This window comes from Roseomonas sp. KE0001, assembly GCF_016107285.1.
Taxonomy (GTDB): Bacteria; Pseudomonadota; Alphaproteobacteria; order Acetobacterales; family Acetobacteraceae; genus Pseudoroseomonas.
This window is the reverse complement of the sequence record NZ_RCVQ01000008.1, coordinates 39,514-56,238: the sequence shown is the minus strand read 5'-3', so window position 1 is coordinate 56,238 and position 16,725 is coordinate 39,514. Positions and strand designations below refer to the sequence as shown.

Here is a 16,725-nt window from a genome sequence, read left to right as displayed (position 1 = left end):
CGGGACGGGGAAGGGCGCCGGGCCCGATGGAATCTCGGATTTCCCGCAGCCAGTCCGCGGCAGCACCGCGCCAGTACGAAGAACGGAGAGGATGAGGGGTATGGACCAGCGCCGCCCGCTTCCAGAATTGCGCCCAGACACCGGCCTGGCGGCCTCCGGGCGGAGACGCGACGCCCGCGGCCCGTTCCGGCGCCTGGCCCTCCATGGCCTGACGGGTCTCCTGACGGCCGCCACGCTGCTGGCCGGCACCGGCGCCATGGCGACCAGCTTCCGCTGCGCCACGCCGGAGCAGCAGGCGATGTTCGAGATCGCCGCGCTGAAGACCGAGCTGATGGTCATCGCCACGACCTGCAACACCGAGGCGCCCTACAACGCCTTCATCACCCGCTACAAGCCGGTGCTGAGCAGCAACGACATGGCGGTGATCGGCCATTTCACCGCGCGCGACCGCCGCGCCGGCCAGCGTGAGAACGACGTCTTCATCACCAACCTCGCCAATGCCCGGGCGCAGGAGGCCAATCGTGTCGGCGCCGACTTCTGCAGCCGCAACGCGCGCCTCTTCGAGGAGGTGATGAGCCTGCCCGGCGCCGCCGAGCTCGGCCCCTACGCCGCCTCCAAGGACCTGCTGCCGGCCTCGCTCGGCAGCTGCGTTCCCAGCGCCTCCAGCCCCGCCCCCGCGCGGAGCGCCACGTCCAGCCGCCGGGCCTCGCGTTGATGCATCTCCGTTCCGCCTGGGTGGCGCTGGCCCTGCCCGCGCTGCTCGCCGCCTGTGCCCAGCCGCAGCGCGCCGTCGAGACCTCCCGTCGCCCGGTCTATGCCATCGACATGATCGGCGCGGCCAAGTCCTGCACGGTGGATGACAACCCCCGGCTGATCGACGGCCGCGAGACCGTGGCGCCGATGACCGTGGTGAATGACGGCGGCTGGTGCGCTCTGCGCGTCGCCCGCCCCGGCCCGGAGCCCTTCGACGCCGGCCTGCTGAGCGCCCGCGCCGAGAACGGCCGGGTGTATGTGCACAGCGTCGGGGACTACACCCGCATCGACTACACGCCGCTGCCCGGCTTCAGCGGCACCGACAGCTTCACGGTGCGCCTGCTGCCGGGTTCCACCACGGTGAAGGTCAATGTGACGGTGCAGCCCGGCGCCGCGGCGGTGACGCCGGCCGCCGCGCCGGTCGCGCCCCGCGTCGCGCCGCCGCCGCCGGACACGAAGGCCGCCACCCCGCAGCGCGGCGGCACGACGCGCCGCGCGCGCTGAGTCGCCCTCCTCCCCCGGGAAGTCCGCTTCCCGGGGGAATTTCGTTCAGCGCCCGCTCCCGCCCAGCACGCCGACGATGCCGCCGATGGCGATGATCGCCGGCGCGTCCAGCCCGGCCCCGCGCACCGCCTCCGCCACCTCCGCCAGGGTCGAGACCAGCTTGCGCTGGCCGGGCCGGGTCGCCTCCGTCACCACCGCGACCGGCGTTCCGGGCGGCAGGCCGCCGCGCAGCAGCGCCGCCGTCACCGCCTCCAGCCGCCGCATCGCCATGTAGAGCAGCAGCGGCTGGCCGAGCCGGGCCAGCGCCGTCCAGTCCAGCGCGTCCTCGGCGCCCTCGGCCGCATGTCCGGTGGCCAGCACCACCGCCTGGTTGACGCCGCGATGCGTCGCCGGGATGCCGGCCGCCGCCAATCCGGCCAGCCCCGCCGTCAGTCCGGGCAGGATGCGGTGCGGGATGCCGGCGGCGGCCAGCGCCAGCGCCTCCTCCCCGCCGCGCCCGAAGACGAAGGGATCGCCACCCTTGAGCCGCAGGACGCGCCGCCCGGCCAGCGCCAGCTCGGCCAGCAGGCCGAGAATGGCGGCCTGCGGCGTCGAGGGCCGCCCGCCGCGCTTGCCGACGAAGCGCAGCTCGGCCGTTGCGGGGGCCATGGCCAGGATGCGCGGATCGACCAGATCGTCATGCACCACCACCTCGGCCTGGGCGAGGCCGGCCAGCACGTCGAGCGTCAGCATGCCGGGATCGCCCGGCCCGGCCCCGGCGAGCCAGACATGGCCGGGCTCCAGCACCGGGGCGGCGCGGCCCATGGCGGCCTCCAGCGCGGCGAGGCGGTTCATGCCGCTCGCCCCGGGCCCCGGCGGGCGCTAAACCTCCCGGCGTGCAGCAGGACGCGTCTCTCCGCCGGGGCTGGACCACCGGCGCCTGTGCCACGGCGGCGGCCGGGGCGGCCTTCGCCGCGCTGCGCCACGGCGCCTTCCCCGATCCCGTGACCATCCGGCTGCCGCGGGGCGAGGCGCCCGCCTTCGCCCTGGCCGGGCATGGCTTCACCGGGGATGGCGGCGCCTGGGCGGCGGTGGTCAAGGATGCGGGGGACGATCCGGACGTGACGCATGGCGCACTGATCCGCGCCACCGTGCATCCCCTGCCGCCCGGCGGCGGCCTGGTCTTCGTCGCCGGCGAGGGGGTCGGCACCGTCACCCTGCCGGGCCTGCCGCTGCCGCCGGGCGAGCCGGCCATCAACCCGGTGCCGCGCCAGATGATCCGCGCCGCGCTGGAGGCGGTGGCGGGCGGTGCGGTCGATGCGCGCGTCGAGATCGCCATCCCCGGCGGCGAGGCGCTGGCGCGGCGCACCATGAACCCGCGCCTCGGCATCCTGGGCGGCCTCTCCGTGCTGGGCACGACCGGGGTGGTGGTGCCCTATTCCTGCTCGGCCTGGATCCACTCCATCCATCGCGGCATCGACGTCGCCCGCGCCGCCGGCCTGACGCATGTCGCCGGCGCCACCGGCAGCACCAGCGAGGCGGCGGTGCGCGCCCTGCACCGCCTGCCGGAGCAGGCGCTGATCGACATGGGCGATTTCGTCGGCGGCATGCTGAAGTACCTGCGCGCCCATCCGGTGCCGCGCGTCACCATCGCCGGCGGCCCCGCCAAGCTGACCAAGCTGGCCCAGGGCCGGCTCGACCTGCATTCGCGGCGCGGCGCGGTGGATCTGGAGGCCTTGGCCGGGCTGGCCCGCGCGGCGGGCGCCGATGCCGCCCTGGCCGCCCGCATCGAAGGCGCGAACACCGCGCTGGAGGCCTTCACCCTGGCCGGGGCGGCCGGCCTCGCCCTCCCGGCGGCGGTGGCCGGGCGCGCCCGCGCCGTGGCGCAGGCGGTGGTCGAGGGCGCGCCGGTGCGGGTCGATGTCGCGCTCTTCGGGCGGGACGGGCGGTTGCTGGCCGAGGCCGGGTGAGCTCATGCCCGCCCCCGGAAGCGGCGCTGGTAGTCCGTGTCGTAGAGCGCGCTGTCGCGGAAATCCCCGGCCTCCAGCGCCGGGCCGACGAGGATCAGCGCCGTCCGTTCCGCCGGCTCGGCCGCCAGCTTCGCCACGATGTCGCCGAGCCGGCCGCGCAGCACCCGCTGCTCCGGCCAGGAGGCGCGGATGACGATGGCCACCGGGCAATCGGCGCCGTAGAGCGGCGTCAGGCGGGTGACGATCTCCTCCAGCGCATGGATGGCGAGATGCAGGGCGAGCGTCGTCCCGGTGGCGCCGAAGGCCTCCAGCGTCTCGCCCGGCGGCATCGGCGAGGCGCGGCCGGAGACTCGCGTCAGCACCAGGCTCTGCGCCACGCCCGGCAGGGTCAGCTCCCGCCCCAGCGCGGCGGCGGCGGCGGCGAAGGCCGGCACGCCGGGGGTGAGGGTATAGGGGATGCCGAGCCGCTCCAGCCGCCGCGCCTGCTCGGCGACCGCCGACCAGACCGAGAGATCGCCCGAATGCAGCCGCGCCACATCCAGCCCCGCGGCATGGGCGCGGCGGTACTCCGCCTCGATGCCGTCGAGGTCGAGCGGCGCGGTATCGACCAGCCGGGCGCCAGGCGGGCAATGCGCCAGCAGCGCCGGCGGCACGACGGAGCCGGCATAGAGGCAGACCGGACAGGCGGCCAGCAGGTCGCGCCCGCGCAGGGTGATGAGGTCGGGGGCGCCGGGGCCGGCGCCGATGAAATGCACGGTCATGCTGTCTGCGGGGCTCTGCGGAAGGCCGGGGGAAGACGATGGTCCGGCGCCGCCGCGCCTGCCGGGATCATGGCGGCGGCTCGGCCAGCGCGCAGCTCACCCCGCCTTCGGCGATGCGGGGCAGCAGCAGCGCCCCGCCCGCCGCCAGGGCGCAGCCTTCCGCCACGCTGGCCAGGCCGGTGGCGCGCAACGCCGCCTCGGAGCGGGTCGGGCAACGGGGCTGCACCGCCAGCAGGGCGGCATGGCCGATCCAGTCGAGCGGCAGGCCGAGGCGCCGGGCGGCCTCCTCCAGCGCCGGCATGCCCTGGCGGAAGAAGGGCGCGGCCAGGCGGACGATGCGCCGGCCGCTGCGCCCCTCCGCCTCGCGCAGCAGCGCCAGCACGGCCTCGGCACTGGCGCCGGGGCGGCAGCCGAGGCCGGCCAGGGCGGTGGGCGCCTCGGCGGCGCGGGGCTTCTCCACCGCGTATTGCGTGACGGTCATGGCCGGGCGGAAGCCGCGCCGCTGCCCGATCCGCGCCAGCCGCGCCACCGAGAGCCGGGTCAGCCCGCCGCCCCACAGCGCCTCGGCCTCGAAGAGCCGCGCCTCGGTCTCCACCGTCACCGCATGGGCGACCAGGCGCCCGCCGGGGCGCAGCGCCGCCCAGGCGGCCTCCAGCACCCCCGGCGCGGCCGCGCCGCCGCCCAGGAAGATGGCGTCCGGCGTGGGCAGCCCCTCCAGCCCCGCCGGCGCCGCGAGAGGCAGCAGGCGGTAGCCCGGCACGCCAAGGGTGAGGGCGTTGCGCGCCGCCCGCGCCAGGCGCTCCGGCCTCGGCTCCAGGCCGAGGGCGCGGTTGGCCGGGTGGCGCAGCATCCATTCGATGCCGATCGAGCCACTGCCGGCGCCGATGTCCCAGAGCAGCTCGCCCGGATGGGGCGCCAGCGCGGCCAGGGCGGCGGCGCGGGCCTCGCGCTTGGTGATCTGCCCGTCCTGCTCGAAGAAATCCTCCGCCAGCCCGGCGGCCAGCGGCAGCGGCCGCGCCGAGGGGCCGGGAACGACCTCGATGGCCAGCATGTTCAGCGGATCGGGGTGGCCCGCGAAGTCGCCGGCGGTGGTGCGGGAGATGCACTCGCGCGGGCCGCCCAGTGCCTCCAGCAGGTGCAGGCGGCTGGGACCGAAGCCGAGGCCGGTCATCAGCGCCGCGACGGCGGCGGGCGTCGCGGCATCGGCCGAGAGGGCGAGGATGCGCGCGCCCGGCTGCAGCAGCGGCCGCAGCGGCGCCAGCGGCCGGCCGCAGAAGGAGATGGTCGCGCAGTCCTGCAGCGCCCAGCCGAGCCGGGCGCAGGCCAGGGCGAAGGCGGAGGGCGCCGGGTGGCAGAGGAATTCCTCCGGCGGCACCTGCCGCGCCAGCAGCGCGCCGATGCCGAAGCAGAAGGGATCGCCCGAGGCGAGCACCGCCACGCGCCGGCCGCGCAGGGCGAGCAGCGGAGCGAGGTCGAGCGGGCTCGGCCAGGGATGCGCCGCGCCGCGCAGCAACGGCGCGGCCAACGCCAGGTGGCGGGCGCCGCCGAACACCGCCTCGGCGCCGGAGAGCAGGGCGGCGGCGGCGGGAGAGAGGCCCTCGACGCCCTCCTCGCCCAGCCCCAGGATGGCGAGCCATGGCCCGCTCATCCCCTTTGCGCCTGCTGATCCTGGGCGGCACCACCGAGGCGTCGGACCTCGCCCGCGCGGTGGCGGGCGATGCCCGCTTCGCCCCCCTGCTGTCGCTCGCCGGGGTGACGCGCCGGCCGCTGCCGCAGCCGGTGCCGCTGCGGATCGGCGGCTTCGGCGGGGCGGCGGGGCTGGCGGAGTTCCTGCGCGCGGAGGGCATCGGCGCGCTGGTCGATGCCACGCATCCCTTCGCCGCCGCCATGACACGCCAGGCGCTGGCGGCGGCGGCGGAGACCGGCACGCCCCTGCTGCGGCTGGAGCGCCCGCCCTGGCGCCCCGTTCCCGGCGACGACTGGCGCGAGCACGCCACGCCGGAGGCGCTGGCGGCCGCCCTGGGCCCCGCGCCGCGCCGCGTGTTCCTGACGGTCGGGCGGAAGGACCTGGCCGCCTTCCGCGCCGCGCCCTGGCACGACTACCTGATCCGCAGCGTCGATCCGCCCCCGGCCGAGGCCCTGCCACCGCGCGCGCGGGTGATCGTGGACACCGGCCCCTTCGCCCCGGAGGCGGAACTGGCCCTGCTGCGGGAAGCCCGCATCGAGGTGCTGGTGGCGAAGAATTCCGGCGGCACGGCGGTGGCGGCGAAGCTCGCGGCGGCGCGCGCGCTGGGCCTGCCGGTGCATCTCCTGGCCCGCCCCGCCGCGCCGCCGGGGCTCGGGGCCGTGGCGGAGGCCGGGGCGGCGCTGGACTGGCTGGCGCGCCGTCATGCCGGGACCGAGCGCGGCGCGTAGAGCCAGGGCCGCCCGCCCGGGCGCGGGATCAGCCGCGTGGCGGCCGAGCCGACCAGCACCAGGGTCCGCATGTCGGCCAGGGCCGGGTCGGCCTCGGCCAGGGCGCGGATCTCGATCCGCTCCTCGGGCCGGGAGATGGCGGTGGCGAAGGCCAGCGGGGTGGTACCGGGCAGGGTCTCGGCCAGCAGCGCGAAGGCGCGGCCGAGCTGCCAGGGACGGGCGCGGGAGATGGGGTTGTAGAGCGCCAGGACGAAGCCGGCCTCGGCGGCCAGGCGCAGCCGCCTCTCCACCAGCGCCCAGGGCTTGAGGTTGTCGGAGAGGGAGATGGCGCAGAAGTCGTGGCCGAGCGGCGCGCCCAGCCGGGCGGCGGCGGCGAACATGGCGGAGATGCCGGGGAGCACGCGGATCTCCAGCGCCCGCCAGGCCTCGGGCCCGGCCTCCAGCGCCTCGAAGACCGCGCTGGCCATGGCGAAGACGCCGGCATCGCCGGAGGAGACCACCGCCACCCGCGCGCCCTCCGCCGCCAGTTCCAGCGCGTGGCGCGCGCGCTCCAGCTCCTGCCGGTTGTCGGTGGCGTGCCGCCGCTGGCCGGGCCGGGGCGGTACCCGCGCGACATAGGGGCCATAGCCCAGGATGTCGGTGGCGGCGGCCAGCGCCGCCTCGGCCTCCGGAGTGCGGAGCGCGGCATCGCCGGGGCCGAGGCCGATGACGTCGAGGCTCATGGCGCCCCGCCCGATATCCCGCCCGACATCCCGCCCGACATCCCGCCCGACATCCCACTGGGCGGCAGCCGGCCCGGCACCAGCACCAGGGAGAAATAGGGCGCCGGGCTGTCGTCCCGCAGGGCCAGGGGCTGGATCGCCTCGCCCGCCTGGGTGCCGCGCTCGACATAGACGGCGCGCGCCAGCAGCCCGGCCCGCTCCAGCACGGCGCGCAGCTTCGGCAGGTGGCGCCCCACCTTCATGATCACCGCCGCCTCCGTGCCGGCCAGCGCCGCGGCCAGCGCCGCCTCCGGCAGGGTGGCGGGCAGCACGCGCAGCGTCTCGTCCCCCTGCACCATCGGCACCCCGGCCCGTGCCCAGCAGCCGGCCATGGCCATGATGCCCGGCACCACCTCGACCGGATGCCGCGCCCGCAGCCGGTCGAAGAGGTACATGGCCGAGCCGTAGAGGAAGGGGTCGCCCTCGCAGAGCAGCGCCACCTCGCGCCCGGCGGCGAGATGCGCGGCGATGGCGGCGGCGCAATCGTCGTAGAAGGCGCCCATCTCGCGCGCGTAGCGCGGCTCCGCCACCCCGACATCGACGGTGAAGGGATAGTCGAAGCGCAGCCGCTCGGCGGCCGGGTCGAGGTGCGGCGCGGCGATGCTCCAGGCGTGGCCCGCCCGCCCGCGCTTGGCGAAGCCGGCGACAACCGGCGCGCGGCCCAGGATGCGGGCGGCCTTCAGCGTGACGAGGTCGGGATCGCCGGGGCCGAGGCCCAGGATGTGGAGGGCTGCGCTCATTCCCGCTCCGAGGCCAGGGCGTTGACGGCGGCCACCGCCATGGCGCTGCCGCCGATCCGCCCCTCGGCGATCATCCAGGGGATGCGGTCCTGCGCCGCCAGCGCCGCCTTGGATTCCGCCGCGCCGACGAAGCCGACCGGCAGGCCGATGATGGCGGCGGGCGGCGGCGCGCCGGCCTCGATCCGCTCCAGCAGATGGAACAGCGCGGTGGGCGCGTTGCCGATGGCGACCAGCGCGCCGCCGAGCCGGTCCCCCCAGAGATGCAGCGCGGCCGCCGAGCGGGTGTTGCCGAGGCGCCGCGCCAGCTCCGGCACCTCCGGCTCCGACAGGGTGCAGACCACCGCGTTGCCGGCCGGCAGGCGGGCGCGGGTGATGCCATGCGCCACCATCTGCGCGTCGCAGAGGATGGGCGCGCCGGCCAGCAGCGCGGCGCGGGCGGCGGCGGCGAAGGCAGGATGGAAGCGCAGCGACCGTGCCACCTCGACCTGGCCGCAGGCATGGATGACGCGCACCGCGACGCGCGCCTGCTCCGGCGTGAGGCCGGCGAGGTCGGCCTCGGCGCGGATGGTGGCGAAGGACTTGGCGTAGATGGCCGCGCCGTCGCGGATGTAGTCGTAGGGTCCGCTCATCTCTCTTCCATCCTCGCCGCCGCCTCGGCCAGGGAGAGGCCGGCGGCCAGCGGCGCATCCCCGGCGCGGCCGTGGCGGACCAGGGCGTAGCGCCCCGGCGCCTCGGCCACCAGCACCAGCGCCGCCGGGCCGGGATGCGCGCAGCCTTTGGCGCAACCGGAGAGATGCAGCAAGCCCGGCGGCGGCGCCCGCAACAGCCCCAGCAGGGCCAGCGCCTCGCGCCGCACTGGGGCGCGGCCGCTGGCGCAGCCCTCGCTGCCCGGGCAGGCGCGGAGCGCCAGGCGCGGATCGGCGGGATCGTCGATCAGGCCGGGGACCGCCGCCCGGCGAACCCCGGGCAGCAGCACGCTGCGCCAGGGCGTCAGGCGCAGGCTGCCATCGCCCTCCGCCGCGGCCAGCGCGGCCAGTTCCCGCAACGCCGGCACCGTCATGACGCCGAAGGGCAGGCCGAGGCCGAAGCCGCCCGCCAGGGCGCCGACTGATGGCCCGACTGATGGCCCGACTGATGGCCCGACTGGCGGCCCGGCTGGCGCTTCCTCAGGCGGCGGCGACGCGCCGGCCGTCAGCCCGGCCCGCGCGAACAGCGCGGCGGCGCCCTGCTCGCGCACCGCCTGGGCCATGCGGCCCGGCGGCCCGTCGAGCAGCGCCGCGATCAGCCGGGCGACCGCCGCGGGGGCCTCCGCCGCCGCGCTGCGCGCCACCGCCTCGCCCCCCGCCAGCCGTAGCGTGACGCCGCCGGCCGCGAGCCGCAGCATGATGTCGGCGCCGGGGCAGGGCTCCGCCGCCTCGGCCAGGGCGAGGCCGAACTTGCCCGGCAGGGCCGCGGGGGCGGCGGCCAGCACCGCCTCCAGCGCCCGGCACAGGGCCTCGGCCGCCGGGGAGGGCAGGGGCGGCGGGATCAGGTTGCGGCGGCGCTCCACGCCCGGATCGGGATCGGCCAGCCCGGCGCCGCGCAGGGCCGCGACGAAGCCGGGCAGGCGGGCGGCGGTCAGGCCCCGGACCTGCAGATTGGCCCGCTGGGTCAGCTCGATCCGCCCGTTTCCCGCCGCGCCGGCGGCCTCGGCCAGAACCAGCGCCTGCTCCGCCGAGAGCCGGGCCAGCGGCGGCTTGACGCGGACCAGCAGGCCGTCCCCGCTTTCCATGGGATCGTAGAGGGAGGGGCACCAGCCCCGGATGCGGGTCACGGGCCCCCGCTCACGGCACGTCGTTCCGCAGGGGCCGCCACAACCCCCGCTCCCGCGCCTCCTCCAGCCGGGCGCGCAGCGCGGCGAGCGCGGCGGGGTTGTGCGCGGCCAGGAAGGCGGCGACCGCCGCATCGCCCAGCGTCGCGGCATGGATCAGCTCGAACTGGCGGTCGAAGCGTGCCGGCAGGGTGGCGGCGAAGGCCAGCAGCGCCTCCACCGGCCGCGCGATCTCGGCCGCGCCGCGATGGCCGTGCCGCATCATCCCGGCGATCCAGGCCGGATTGGCGGCGCGGCCGCGCACCGCGCGCGCCACCTCCTCGGCCAGGGCGCGCAGGCGCGGCGCCTCGGGCCGGCTGGTGTCGGCGTGGTAGAGGGCGGGGGCGGCGCCGAGGCCGCGCGCGGCGGCGGCCAGCCCGCCGGCATGGGCGGCGTAGTCCGGGCTGTCCAGCAGGTCGGCCTCGGCATGGTCCTGGCTGTGCAGATAGGCCTCGGCGCGGCCGAGCTGGCGGCGCAGCGCTTCCGGCAGCGGGGTGCCCTCCAGCCCCTTCCCGTAGGCGCTGGCCGAGGCGGCGAGCCAGTCCTGGCCCAGCTCGTCGGCGTCCGACCAGGCGCCGCGCGCCAGCTTCTCCTCCACCCCGGCGCCGTAGCGACCGGGGGCGGCGCCGAAGACGCGGGCGGTGGCCTGGCGCCAGGCCGCGCCCTCGAGGCCGCGCGCGGCGGCGGCGAGCGGGTTCCAGTCGGCCGCCTCGTCGCGCGCCGCGATGGCGCGCACCGCCTCGTCGAACAGCGCGATCTGGCCGGGAAAGGCGTCGCGGAACAGGCCGGAGATGCGCAGCGTGACGTCGAGCCGGGGATGCGCCATCTCGGCCAGCGGCAGGATCTCGATACCGGTGACGCGGGCCGAGCCCTCGTCCCAGAGCGGCCGGGCGCCGATCAGCAGCAGGGCCAGGGCGAGGTCCTCGCCGCCGGTGCGCAGCGTGGCGCTGCCCCAGAGATCGATCACCAGGGAGCGGGGCCAGTCGCCATGGTCCTGCCGGTGGCGGCGCAGCAGCTCGGCGGCGGCCCGCTCCGCCAGGGCGAGGGCCGAGCGGGTGGGGATGTTGCGCGGATCGATGGCGTAGAGGTTGCGGCCGGTGGGCAGCACGTCGGCGCGGCCGCGGCTCGGCGCGCCGGCCGGGCCCGGCTCGGCGAAGCGGCCATCCAGCGTCGCCAGCAGCGCCTGCCGCTCGCCGCGGGCCGAGGCGTCGAGCCGCTCGGCCAGCGCGGCGCGCGGCAGGGCAGGGCTGGCGTGGCAGAGGGCGTCGAGCAGCGCGGCGCGGCGCTCCGGCTCGGGCGCGCGGCCCAGGACATGCAGCCCGTCGCGGATCTGCATCTCCTTCACGTCGCAGAGCCAGGCGTCGAGCCGGGCGAGCGTCTCCTCCTCGGGCAGGCCGCGCGGAATGGCGCTCTCGGCCAGCAGTCCGGCCGCCTCGGCGCGCTCCAGGATGGCGCGGCGCAGCAGGGCGGTGCGGCGGCGGTCCAGCCCGTCGGCGGCGGCGTATTCGTCGATCAGCCGCTCCAGCTCCAGCCCGGCGCCGTGATGCCCGGCGCGGGTCAGCGGCGGGGTCAGGTGGCCGAGGGTGACGGCGCCGAGCCGCCGCTTGGCCACCGCCGCCTCGCCCGGATTGTTGACGATGAAGGGATAGACGACGGGCAGGCCGCGCAGCAGGGCGGCGGGCGCGCAGGCGGCGGAGAGCGCCGTCGCCTTGCCCGGCAGCCATTCCAGCGTGCCATGGGTGCCGAGGTGCAGCAGGACATCGGCCACGTCCCGCAGCGCCAGGTAGAAGGCGATGTAGCCGTGGCGCGGCGGCGTGTCGGGGTCGTGGTAGCCGGCCTTGCGGTCCAGCCGGGCGCCGCGCTCGGGCTGCACCGCGAGCAGCAGGTGGCCGAGGCGGAGATGGCGAAGATGGAAGGCGCCGTCGCGCAGCAGCGGATCGGCCTCGGGTGGGCCCCAGGCGGCCTCGACGGCCTCGCGCAGCGCGGCGGGGAGCGTGGCCAGACCGGCGCGGTAGGCCTCCAGGGAGAGGAAGGGCGCCGGCGGCGCGGTGGTCAGGGCGCGGGCGAGGTCCTCCGAGGACGGCGGCGGTGTGCCGATGGTGTAGCCCGCGGCCGTCAGATCCTCGATCAGCGCGGCGAGGCTGGCGAAGCTGTCGAGCCCCACCGCATGGCCGGCCTGGCCGGACTCCCGCCCCGGCACGCCGGGATAGTCGGAGAGCAGCACGGCGAGGCGGCGCGCCGCGCGCGGCGTGGCGGCGAGCCGCGCCCATCCGAGCGCCCGGTCGGCGACGAGGGCGATGCCCTCCGGGTCCGGGCGCAGCAGGGTGGGGGCGTATTCCAGCGCCGGATGCGGCTCGGCCTCGGCCTTGAAGGCGATGGCCGTGGTCAGCAGCCGCCCGTCCAGCTCGGGCAGCGCCACCTGCATGGCGAGGTCGCTCTGCGAGAGGCCGCGCGAGGAGGCCTCCCACACCGGGCGCGGCACGCCGGAGAGCACGAGCTGCAGCACCGGCGCGCCGGCCGCCTCCAGCGGCGAGGCGCCCTGCTGCCGGGCGGCGAAGGCGGTGGCGTTGAGCACGACGGCGGGACGCCAGGCGGCGAGGCAGCCGGCGACGAGGCCGGCCGATTCAGGCTCCTTCAGGCTGGCGGCGTGGAGGCCGCGGACCCGCAGGCCGCGGGCCCGCAGCGCCGCCGCCAGCGCTTCGAAGGGCGCCATGTCCCCGGCCAGGAGATGCGCCCGGTAGAAGACGACCACCGCCTCGGGGTCGGGCTCCTCCGCCCCCAGCGGGTGCTCGCCGGCGGCGGGCAGCGGCGCCGGCCGCGCGCCGTCATCCGGGCCGAGGCCGGCGGCATGGGCGGCGAGGCGCAGGGCGGCGGCATGGTTGGCCGGGCCGCCGGCGCGCAGCAGCGCGTCCAGCCGCGTCCGCAGCGGCGCCGCCAGGGTGGAGAGGGCGTCGAGCCGCGCATCCGCCCGCCCATCCCCCGGCAGCAGGGCCAGCGGGATGCCGCGGGCGCGGCAGAGCGCCGCCACCTCCTCGGCGCCGTAGCGCCAGTAGTCCAGCCCGCCGAGCAGGCGGATGACGATGCAGCGCGCCCGCTCCAGCACGCTCTCGGCATAGAGATCGACCGAGAGCGGGTGGCGCAGCCGGGCCAGGCTGGCCAGCCGCAGCGAGGGGCGCGGGGCGGGCAGGCTGTCCCAGGCCGCGGCGGCGGCGGCGAGGTCGCTGTCGGTGAAGGAGAGCAGCACCAGCTCGGCCGGGCTCTGGCCGAGGTCGATGGCGGCCTCGGCCTCGTCCAGGGATCGGGTCTCGCGGGGGAGGAGATGCACGGTGCCGGGGCGCTCCCGAGGTTCAGGCGATCCATCCGCATCTGGGGAGGGCCGGACCGGTGGTCATCCCCAAGGCCGCCTCCCCGCGGGTGCTCAGCCCAGGATGATCCGGGCGATGCCGTCCTGGTCCATCCCGCTGCGGCCGATGATGACGACATGGCCGTCGCGGTCGTCCGGCCAGGGGCGGTCGAACTCCTGCCGGAAGCGGGTGCCGACGCCCTGCACGACCAGCCGCATCGGCTTGCCCGCCAGGCGCACGAAGCCCTTCATCCGCAGCACGTCATGCGCCTCGGCCGCCCGCCGCAGGCGCGCCACCAGCGCGTCCGCCTCCGCGATCTCGGGCAGGACGATGACGAAGCTGTCGAAGTCGTCATGCTCGTGCGCGCCGTCCTCGGCATCGTGGTGCGAGGGGCGGGCGGCGAGGTCGTCCTCGGCCGCGGCGCCGAGGCCGAGCAGCAGCGCCGCATCCAGCGCCCCTTCCCGGGCCGGCACCACCTTGACGGCGCGCGGCAGGCCGGCGGCGATCTCGCCGGTCAGCCGCTCCAGCGCGGCGGCATCCAGCAGATCGGCCTTGTTCAGCACCACGAGGTCGGCGCTGGCGAGCTGGTCCTCGTAGACCTCGGCCAGCGGGTTGTCGTGATCGAGCGACGGGTCGGCCGCGCGCTGCGCCGCGACCGCCGCGGGGTCGTCGGCGAAGCGGCCCTCGGCCACGGCGGGGCCGTCGACCACGGTGATCACGCCATCGACGGTGACGCGGGAGCGGATGCCGGGCCAGTTGAAGGCCTTGATCAGCGGCTTCGGCAGGGCGAGGCCGGAGGTCTCGATCAGGATGTGCTCCGGCGGCTCCGGCCGGTCGAGCAGTGCCTGCATGGTCGGGATGAAGTCGTCGGCCACGGTGCAGCAGAGGCAGCCATTGGCCAGCTCGACGATGTTCTCCTCGGCGCAGCCCGGGATGCCGCAGCTCTTCAGCGTCTCCCCATCGATGCCGAGCGCGCCGAACTCGTTGACGATGATGGCGATGCGCCGCCCCTCCGCCTGCGCCATCACCTGGCGCAGCAGCGTCGTCTTCCCGGCGCCGAGGAAGCCGGTGACGATGGTGGCGGGGGTCTTCTCCAGCGTGCTCATGCGGCGGACTCCGGGGCGGGAAGGAGGGAGGGCAGCCGGCCGAGCACGGCGCGGCGCAGCGATTCGGGGCGGCGGGAGGGCAGCACGGCGCCGCTGGGATGGGCGGCGTAGGTGGCGCCATAGGCCAGCAGGTCGGCGGCCTGCCCCGCCTCCAGATGGCCGAGCAGATAGCTCCACTTGCCCGGCGCGGTCATGGCGGCGGCGCAGCCGCGCTCGCAGACGGCCAGGCAGGTGACGGGGCGCAGCGCGACCGGCGGCGCGGGATGGGCGGCCAGCGCCGCCGCCACGGCGTCGTGCAGCCGGCGGCCGGGCGGCGTCTCACCCTCGGCGAGCGGCCGGTCGGCGCGGCAGGTGACACAGACCAGCAGCGTGGGCGGCTCCCGGTTCGGCTCGATCATCGGCACGGCGGTCCTCCGTCGCGAGGCGGTCACGGAGTGCCGACCGCCCGGCGCCATGCGGCGACCGGGTCGAGGCGCCGGGAGGACGGAACCCCCGGACACATCGCCGCCCGCCGGGGCACCCCGCCCGGTGGCACGATCCGATGGGGATGGCAGGTCTCCTGGCTCACGGATCGGGCGCGCCCCGCCGGCCTTCCCGGCCACCCCTCGCGGCGCGGCCAGTGGCATGTCGGCGGGCCGCTCTCCGCCTACAGTTGCGGGGGCAGCCGCGGCCTGGGGCCCCGGGGAGCCCGCACCGCATTCCCTTTTCACCCCCGCCCCGGCAGCCGCCGATGGCGGGAGACCATCTGGCCGTCTCCTAGGCGGCGGGGTGGCGGCGAGTCAATCGCCGCCACCCCGCCCGGCTGAAACCGCGACGCCGCCGCCACAACGGGTCAGCCCCGGGCGAAGGACACAATTCGATCCGGCCCGCCTCCGGGCGCAGCTTGGCCGCGAAGTTTCCATGACTTCGGGAATGGAACAAGCGCGGCAATATGTAATAGGGATAAAGTGTAAATTACTTGAATAGGAAGATTCCGAAAGAAATCACGAAGAGTCTATGTTACCAGGGCGGCGTTATCGCGGTAATCCATTCGGCGGCGCGGCCGGAAATGCGATTTTTGGTAGACTCTGAGACGAGGCTGTATTAGGTTTCCTCACCAATAGACGTGGCGGCACAGAATTGTGTCATTTTCGGGGCGGCGCGGCTGAAACTGGCCGGGCCTGGCCCCTCGTGGCCGCCACCCCTCGGAACCGATCATGGAGGTGTCCGCCCCCGCCCGGCGGAGGGCAGACCGCAAGGCAGACACATGGACAATCCAGCGCAGACCCCCCCGTCATCCCCGGCGGCGATCCCGGCCGACCGGCCCGGCGGGGCCACCACCGACCCGATGGCCGAGCAGGCCCCGGTGAAGATCGCCCTCCGGCATGTCTACAAGGTGTTCGGCGACGATCCCGACGCCGCGCTCCGCATGGTGCGGCAGGGCCGCGACAAGGACACCATCAAGGCCGAGACCGGCTGCACCCTCGGCGTCAACGACGCCAGCTTCGACATCCATGCCGGCGAGATCTTCGTCATCATGGGCCTCTCCGGCTCCGGCAAATCCACCCTGCTGCGGCTGCTGAACCGGCTGATCGAACCCTCGGCCGGCGAGATCCTCATCGACGGCCAGGACATCACGAAGATGTCGAAGCGCGAGCTGATCGAGCTGCGCCGCCGCGACATGAGCATGGTCTTCCAGTCCTTCGCCCTGCTGCCCAACCGCACGGTGATCGACAACGCGGCCTTCGGGCTGGAGGTGGCCGGCATCGGCGAGGCGGAGCGGCGGCGCAAGGCCATGGCGGCGCTGGAGGGCGTCGGCCTCGCCGCCTATGCCGAGAGCCGGCCGGACCAGCTCTCGGGCGGCATGAAGCAGCGCGTCGGCCTCGCCCGCGCCCTGGCGAGCGAGCCCAGCGTGCTGCTGATGGACGAGGCCTTCTCGGCGCTCGATCCGCTGATCCGCACCGAGATGCAGGACGAGCTGCTGCGTCTGCAGTCCGAGCAGAGCCGCACCATCATCTTCGTCAGCCACGATCTCGACGAGGCCATGCGCATCGGCGACCGCATCGCCATCATGCAGCACGGCAATGTCGTGCAGGTCGGCACGCCGGACGAGATCGTGACCAACCCGGCCAACGACTATGTCCGCTCCTTCTTCCGCAACGTGGATGTGTCGCAGGTCTTCCGCGCCGGCGACATCGCGCGCGAGACGCAGGTGACGCTGATCGACCGGCGCGGCATGGCGGTGCATGCGGCGCTGGAGCGGATGCGCCGGCACGACCGCGACGTCGCCATCATCGTCGGGCGGGACAAGCGCTACCACGGCATGGTCAGCGCCGAATCCCTCGCCCGCGCGGCGCGTGACGGCGGGGCGGACCCCTATCACCGCGCCTTCCTGCCGGAGGTGGAGCCCATCGCCGCCGCCGAGACCCTGTCCGACGTGATGGGCCGCGTGGCGCAAAGCCCCTTCCCGGTGCCGGTGGTGGACGAGAGCCGCCGCTACCTCGGCTCCATCAGCAAGTCGGCGCTGCTCAGCACGCTCGACCGGTCCGGCAACTGAGGGGGGA

General features: G+C 76.1%; 15 protein-coding genes, 1 pseudogene and 1 riboswitch. Of the genes and pseudogenes, 5 read left to right on the top strand and 11 right to left on the bottom strand.

Annotation, left to right across the window (positions count from 1 at the left end):
* Positions 1-100 precede the first annotated feature (100 nt).
* Both D9598_RS15980 and D9598_RS15975 read left to right on the top strand, forming a co-directional pair.
* Complete coding sequence (locus D9598_RS15980; protein ID WP_198367541.1) at positions 101-715, top strand: hypothetical protein; 615 nt, start codon at positions 101-103, stop codon at positions 713-715.
* Entirely contained in the window at positions 715-1,257 is a 543-nt protein-coding gene (locus tag D9598_RS15975; protein ID WP_198367540.1) for a hypothetical protein, read from the top strand. The genes D9598_RS15980 and D9598_RS15975 overlap by 1 nt, the downstream gene beginning before the upstream one ends.
* 45 nt (positions 1,258-1,302) lie before the next feature.
* Here the strand turns inward: D9598_RS15975 and cobA are convergent, their stop codons facing one another.
* Positions 1,303-2,091, bottom strand: coding sequence for a uroporphyrinogen-III C-methyltransferase (cobA, locus tag D9598_RS15970; protein ID WP_232477317.1), 789 nt, complete (start codon positions 2,089-2,091; stop codon positions 1,303-1,305).
* Positions 2,092-2,132: 41 nt separating this feature from the next.
* On the opposite strand from cobA, the gene D9598_RS15965 reads away from it, so the two are divergent.
* Positions 2,133-3,206, top strand: a complete 1,074-nt coding sequence (locus D9598_RS15965; protein WP_198367539.1) for a cobalt-precorrin-5B (C(1))-methyltransferase — start codon at positions 2,133-2,135, stop codon at positions 3,204-3,206.
* 2 nt (positions 3,207-3,208) lie between these two features.
* Here D9598_RS15965 and cobM read toward each other — a convergent pair whose 3' ends face one another.
* The 3 genes and pseudogenes from cobM to cbiE form a co-directional block, all read right to left on the bottom strand.
* Positions 3,209-3,967, bottom strand: a complete 759-nt coding sequence (gene cobM / locus D9598_RS15960; RefSeq protein WP_198367538.1) for a precorrin-4 C(11)-methyltransferase — start codon at positions 3,965-3,967, stop codon at positions 3,209-3,211.
* 67 nt (positions 3,968-4,034) lie between these two features.
* Positions 4,035-4,427 (bottom strand): cobalamin biosynthesis protein, encoded by a 393-nt coding sequence (locus tag D9598_RS21180; protein ID WP_370592063.1) that lies wholly within the window; start codon positions 4,425-4,427, stop codon positions 4,035-4,037.
* Positions 4,407-5,615 (bottom strand): annotated as a pseudogene (gene cbiE / locus D9598_RS15955) (precorrin-6y C5,15-methyltransferase (decarboxylating) subunit CbiE); the annotation flags it as partial. The gene D9598_RS21180 and the pseudogene cbiE, both read right to left, overlap by 21 nt.
* On the opposite strand from cbiE, the gene D9598_RS15950 reads away from it, so the two are divergent.
* On the top strand, positions 5,603-6,382 hold the full coding sequence (locus tag D9598_RS15950) for a cobalt-precorrin-6A reductase (protein ID WP_198367536.1): 780 nt from the start codon (positions 5,603-5,605) through the stop codon (positions 6,380-6,382). The pseudogene cbiE and the gene D9598_RS15950 sit on opposite strands and share 13 nt — an antisense overlap.
* On the opposite strand, the gene cobJ is transcribed toward D9598_RS15950, so the two are convergent.
* The 7 genes from cobJ to D9598_RS15915 all read right to left on the bottom strand — a co-directional run bounded on the left by cobJ (position 6,355) and on the right by D9598_RS15915 (position 14,580).
* Entirely contained in the window at positions 6,355-7,104 is a 750-nt protein-coding gene (cobJ, locus tag D9598_RS15945; RefSeq protein ID WP_198367535.1) for a precorrin-3B C(17)-methyltransferase, read from the bottom strand. The two genes, D9598_RS15950 and cobJ, sit on opposite strands and share 28 nt — an antisense overlap.
* Positions 7,101-7,883, bottom strand: coding sequence for a precorrin-2 C(20)-methyltransferase (locus tag D9598_RS15940; RefSeq protein ID WP_198367534.1), 783 nt, complete (start codon positions 7,881-7,883; stop codon positions 7,101-7,103). The genes cobJ and D9598_RS15940 overlap by 4 nt, the downstream gene beginning before the upstream one ends.
* Positions 7,880-8,512 carry a precorrin-8X methylmutase gene (locus tag D9598_RS15935; RefSeq protein ID WP_198367533.1) on the bottom strand — a complete coding sequence of 211 codons (633 nt, stop codon included), beginning with the start codon at positions 8,510-8,512 and terminating at the stop codon, positions 7,880-7,882. Before D9598_RS15935 ends, D9598_RS15940 begins: the two co-directional genes overlap by 4 nt.
* Positions 8,509-9,696, bottom strand: a complete 1,188-nt coding sequence (locus D9598_RS15930) for a precorrin-3B synthase (RefSeq protein WP_198367532.1) — start codon at positions 9,694-9,696, stop codon at positions 8,509-8,511. The genes D9598_RS15935 and D9598_RS15930 overlap by 4 nt, the downstream gene beginning before the upstream one ends.
* A 10-nt stretch (positions 9,697-9,706) precedes the next feature.
* Entirely contained in the window at positions 9,707-13,057 is a 3,351-nt protein-coding gene (gene cobN / locus D9598_RS15925; protein ID WP_198367531.1) for a cobaltochelatase subunit CobN, read from the bottom strand.
* 93 nt (positions 13,058-13,150) lie between these two features.
* Entirely contained in the window at positions 13,151-14,182 is a 1,032-nt protein-coding gene (gene cobW, locus D9598_RS15920) for a cobalamin biosynthesis protein CobW (protein WP_198367530.1), read from the bottom strand.
* Positions 14,179-14,580: a DUF1636 domain-containing protein gene (locus D9598_RS15915; RefSeq protein ID WP_198367529.1), complete on the bottom strand. Its 402-nt coding sequence runs from the start codon at positions 14,578-14,580 to the stop codon at positions 14,179-14,181. The genes cobW and D9598_RS15915 overlap by 4 nt, the downstream gene beginning before the upstream one ends.
* Before the next feature lie 133 nt (positions 14,581-14,713).
* Positions 14,714-14,943: riboswitch (cobalamin riboswitch) on the bottom strand.
* 566 nt (positions 14,944-15,509) lie between these two features.
* On the opposite strand from D9598_RS15915, the gene proV reads away from it, so the two are divergent.
* Complete coding sequence (gene proV / locus D9598_RS15910) at positions 15,510-16,718, top strand: glycine betaine/L-proline ABC transporter ATP-binding protein ProV (protein WP_198367708.1); 1,209 nt, start codon at positions 15,510-15,512, stop codon at positions 16,716-16,718.
* The last annotated feature ends 7 nt before the right edge of the window (positions 16,719-16,725 follow it).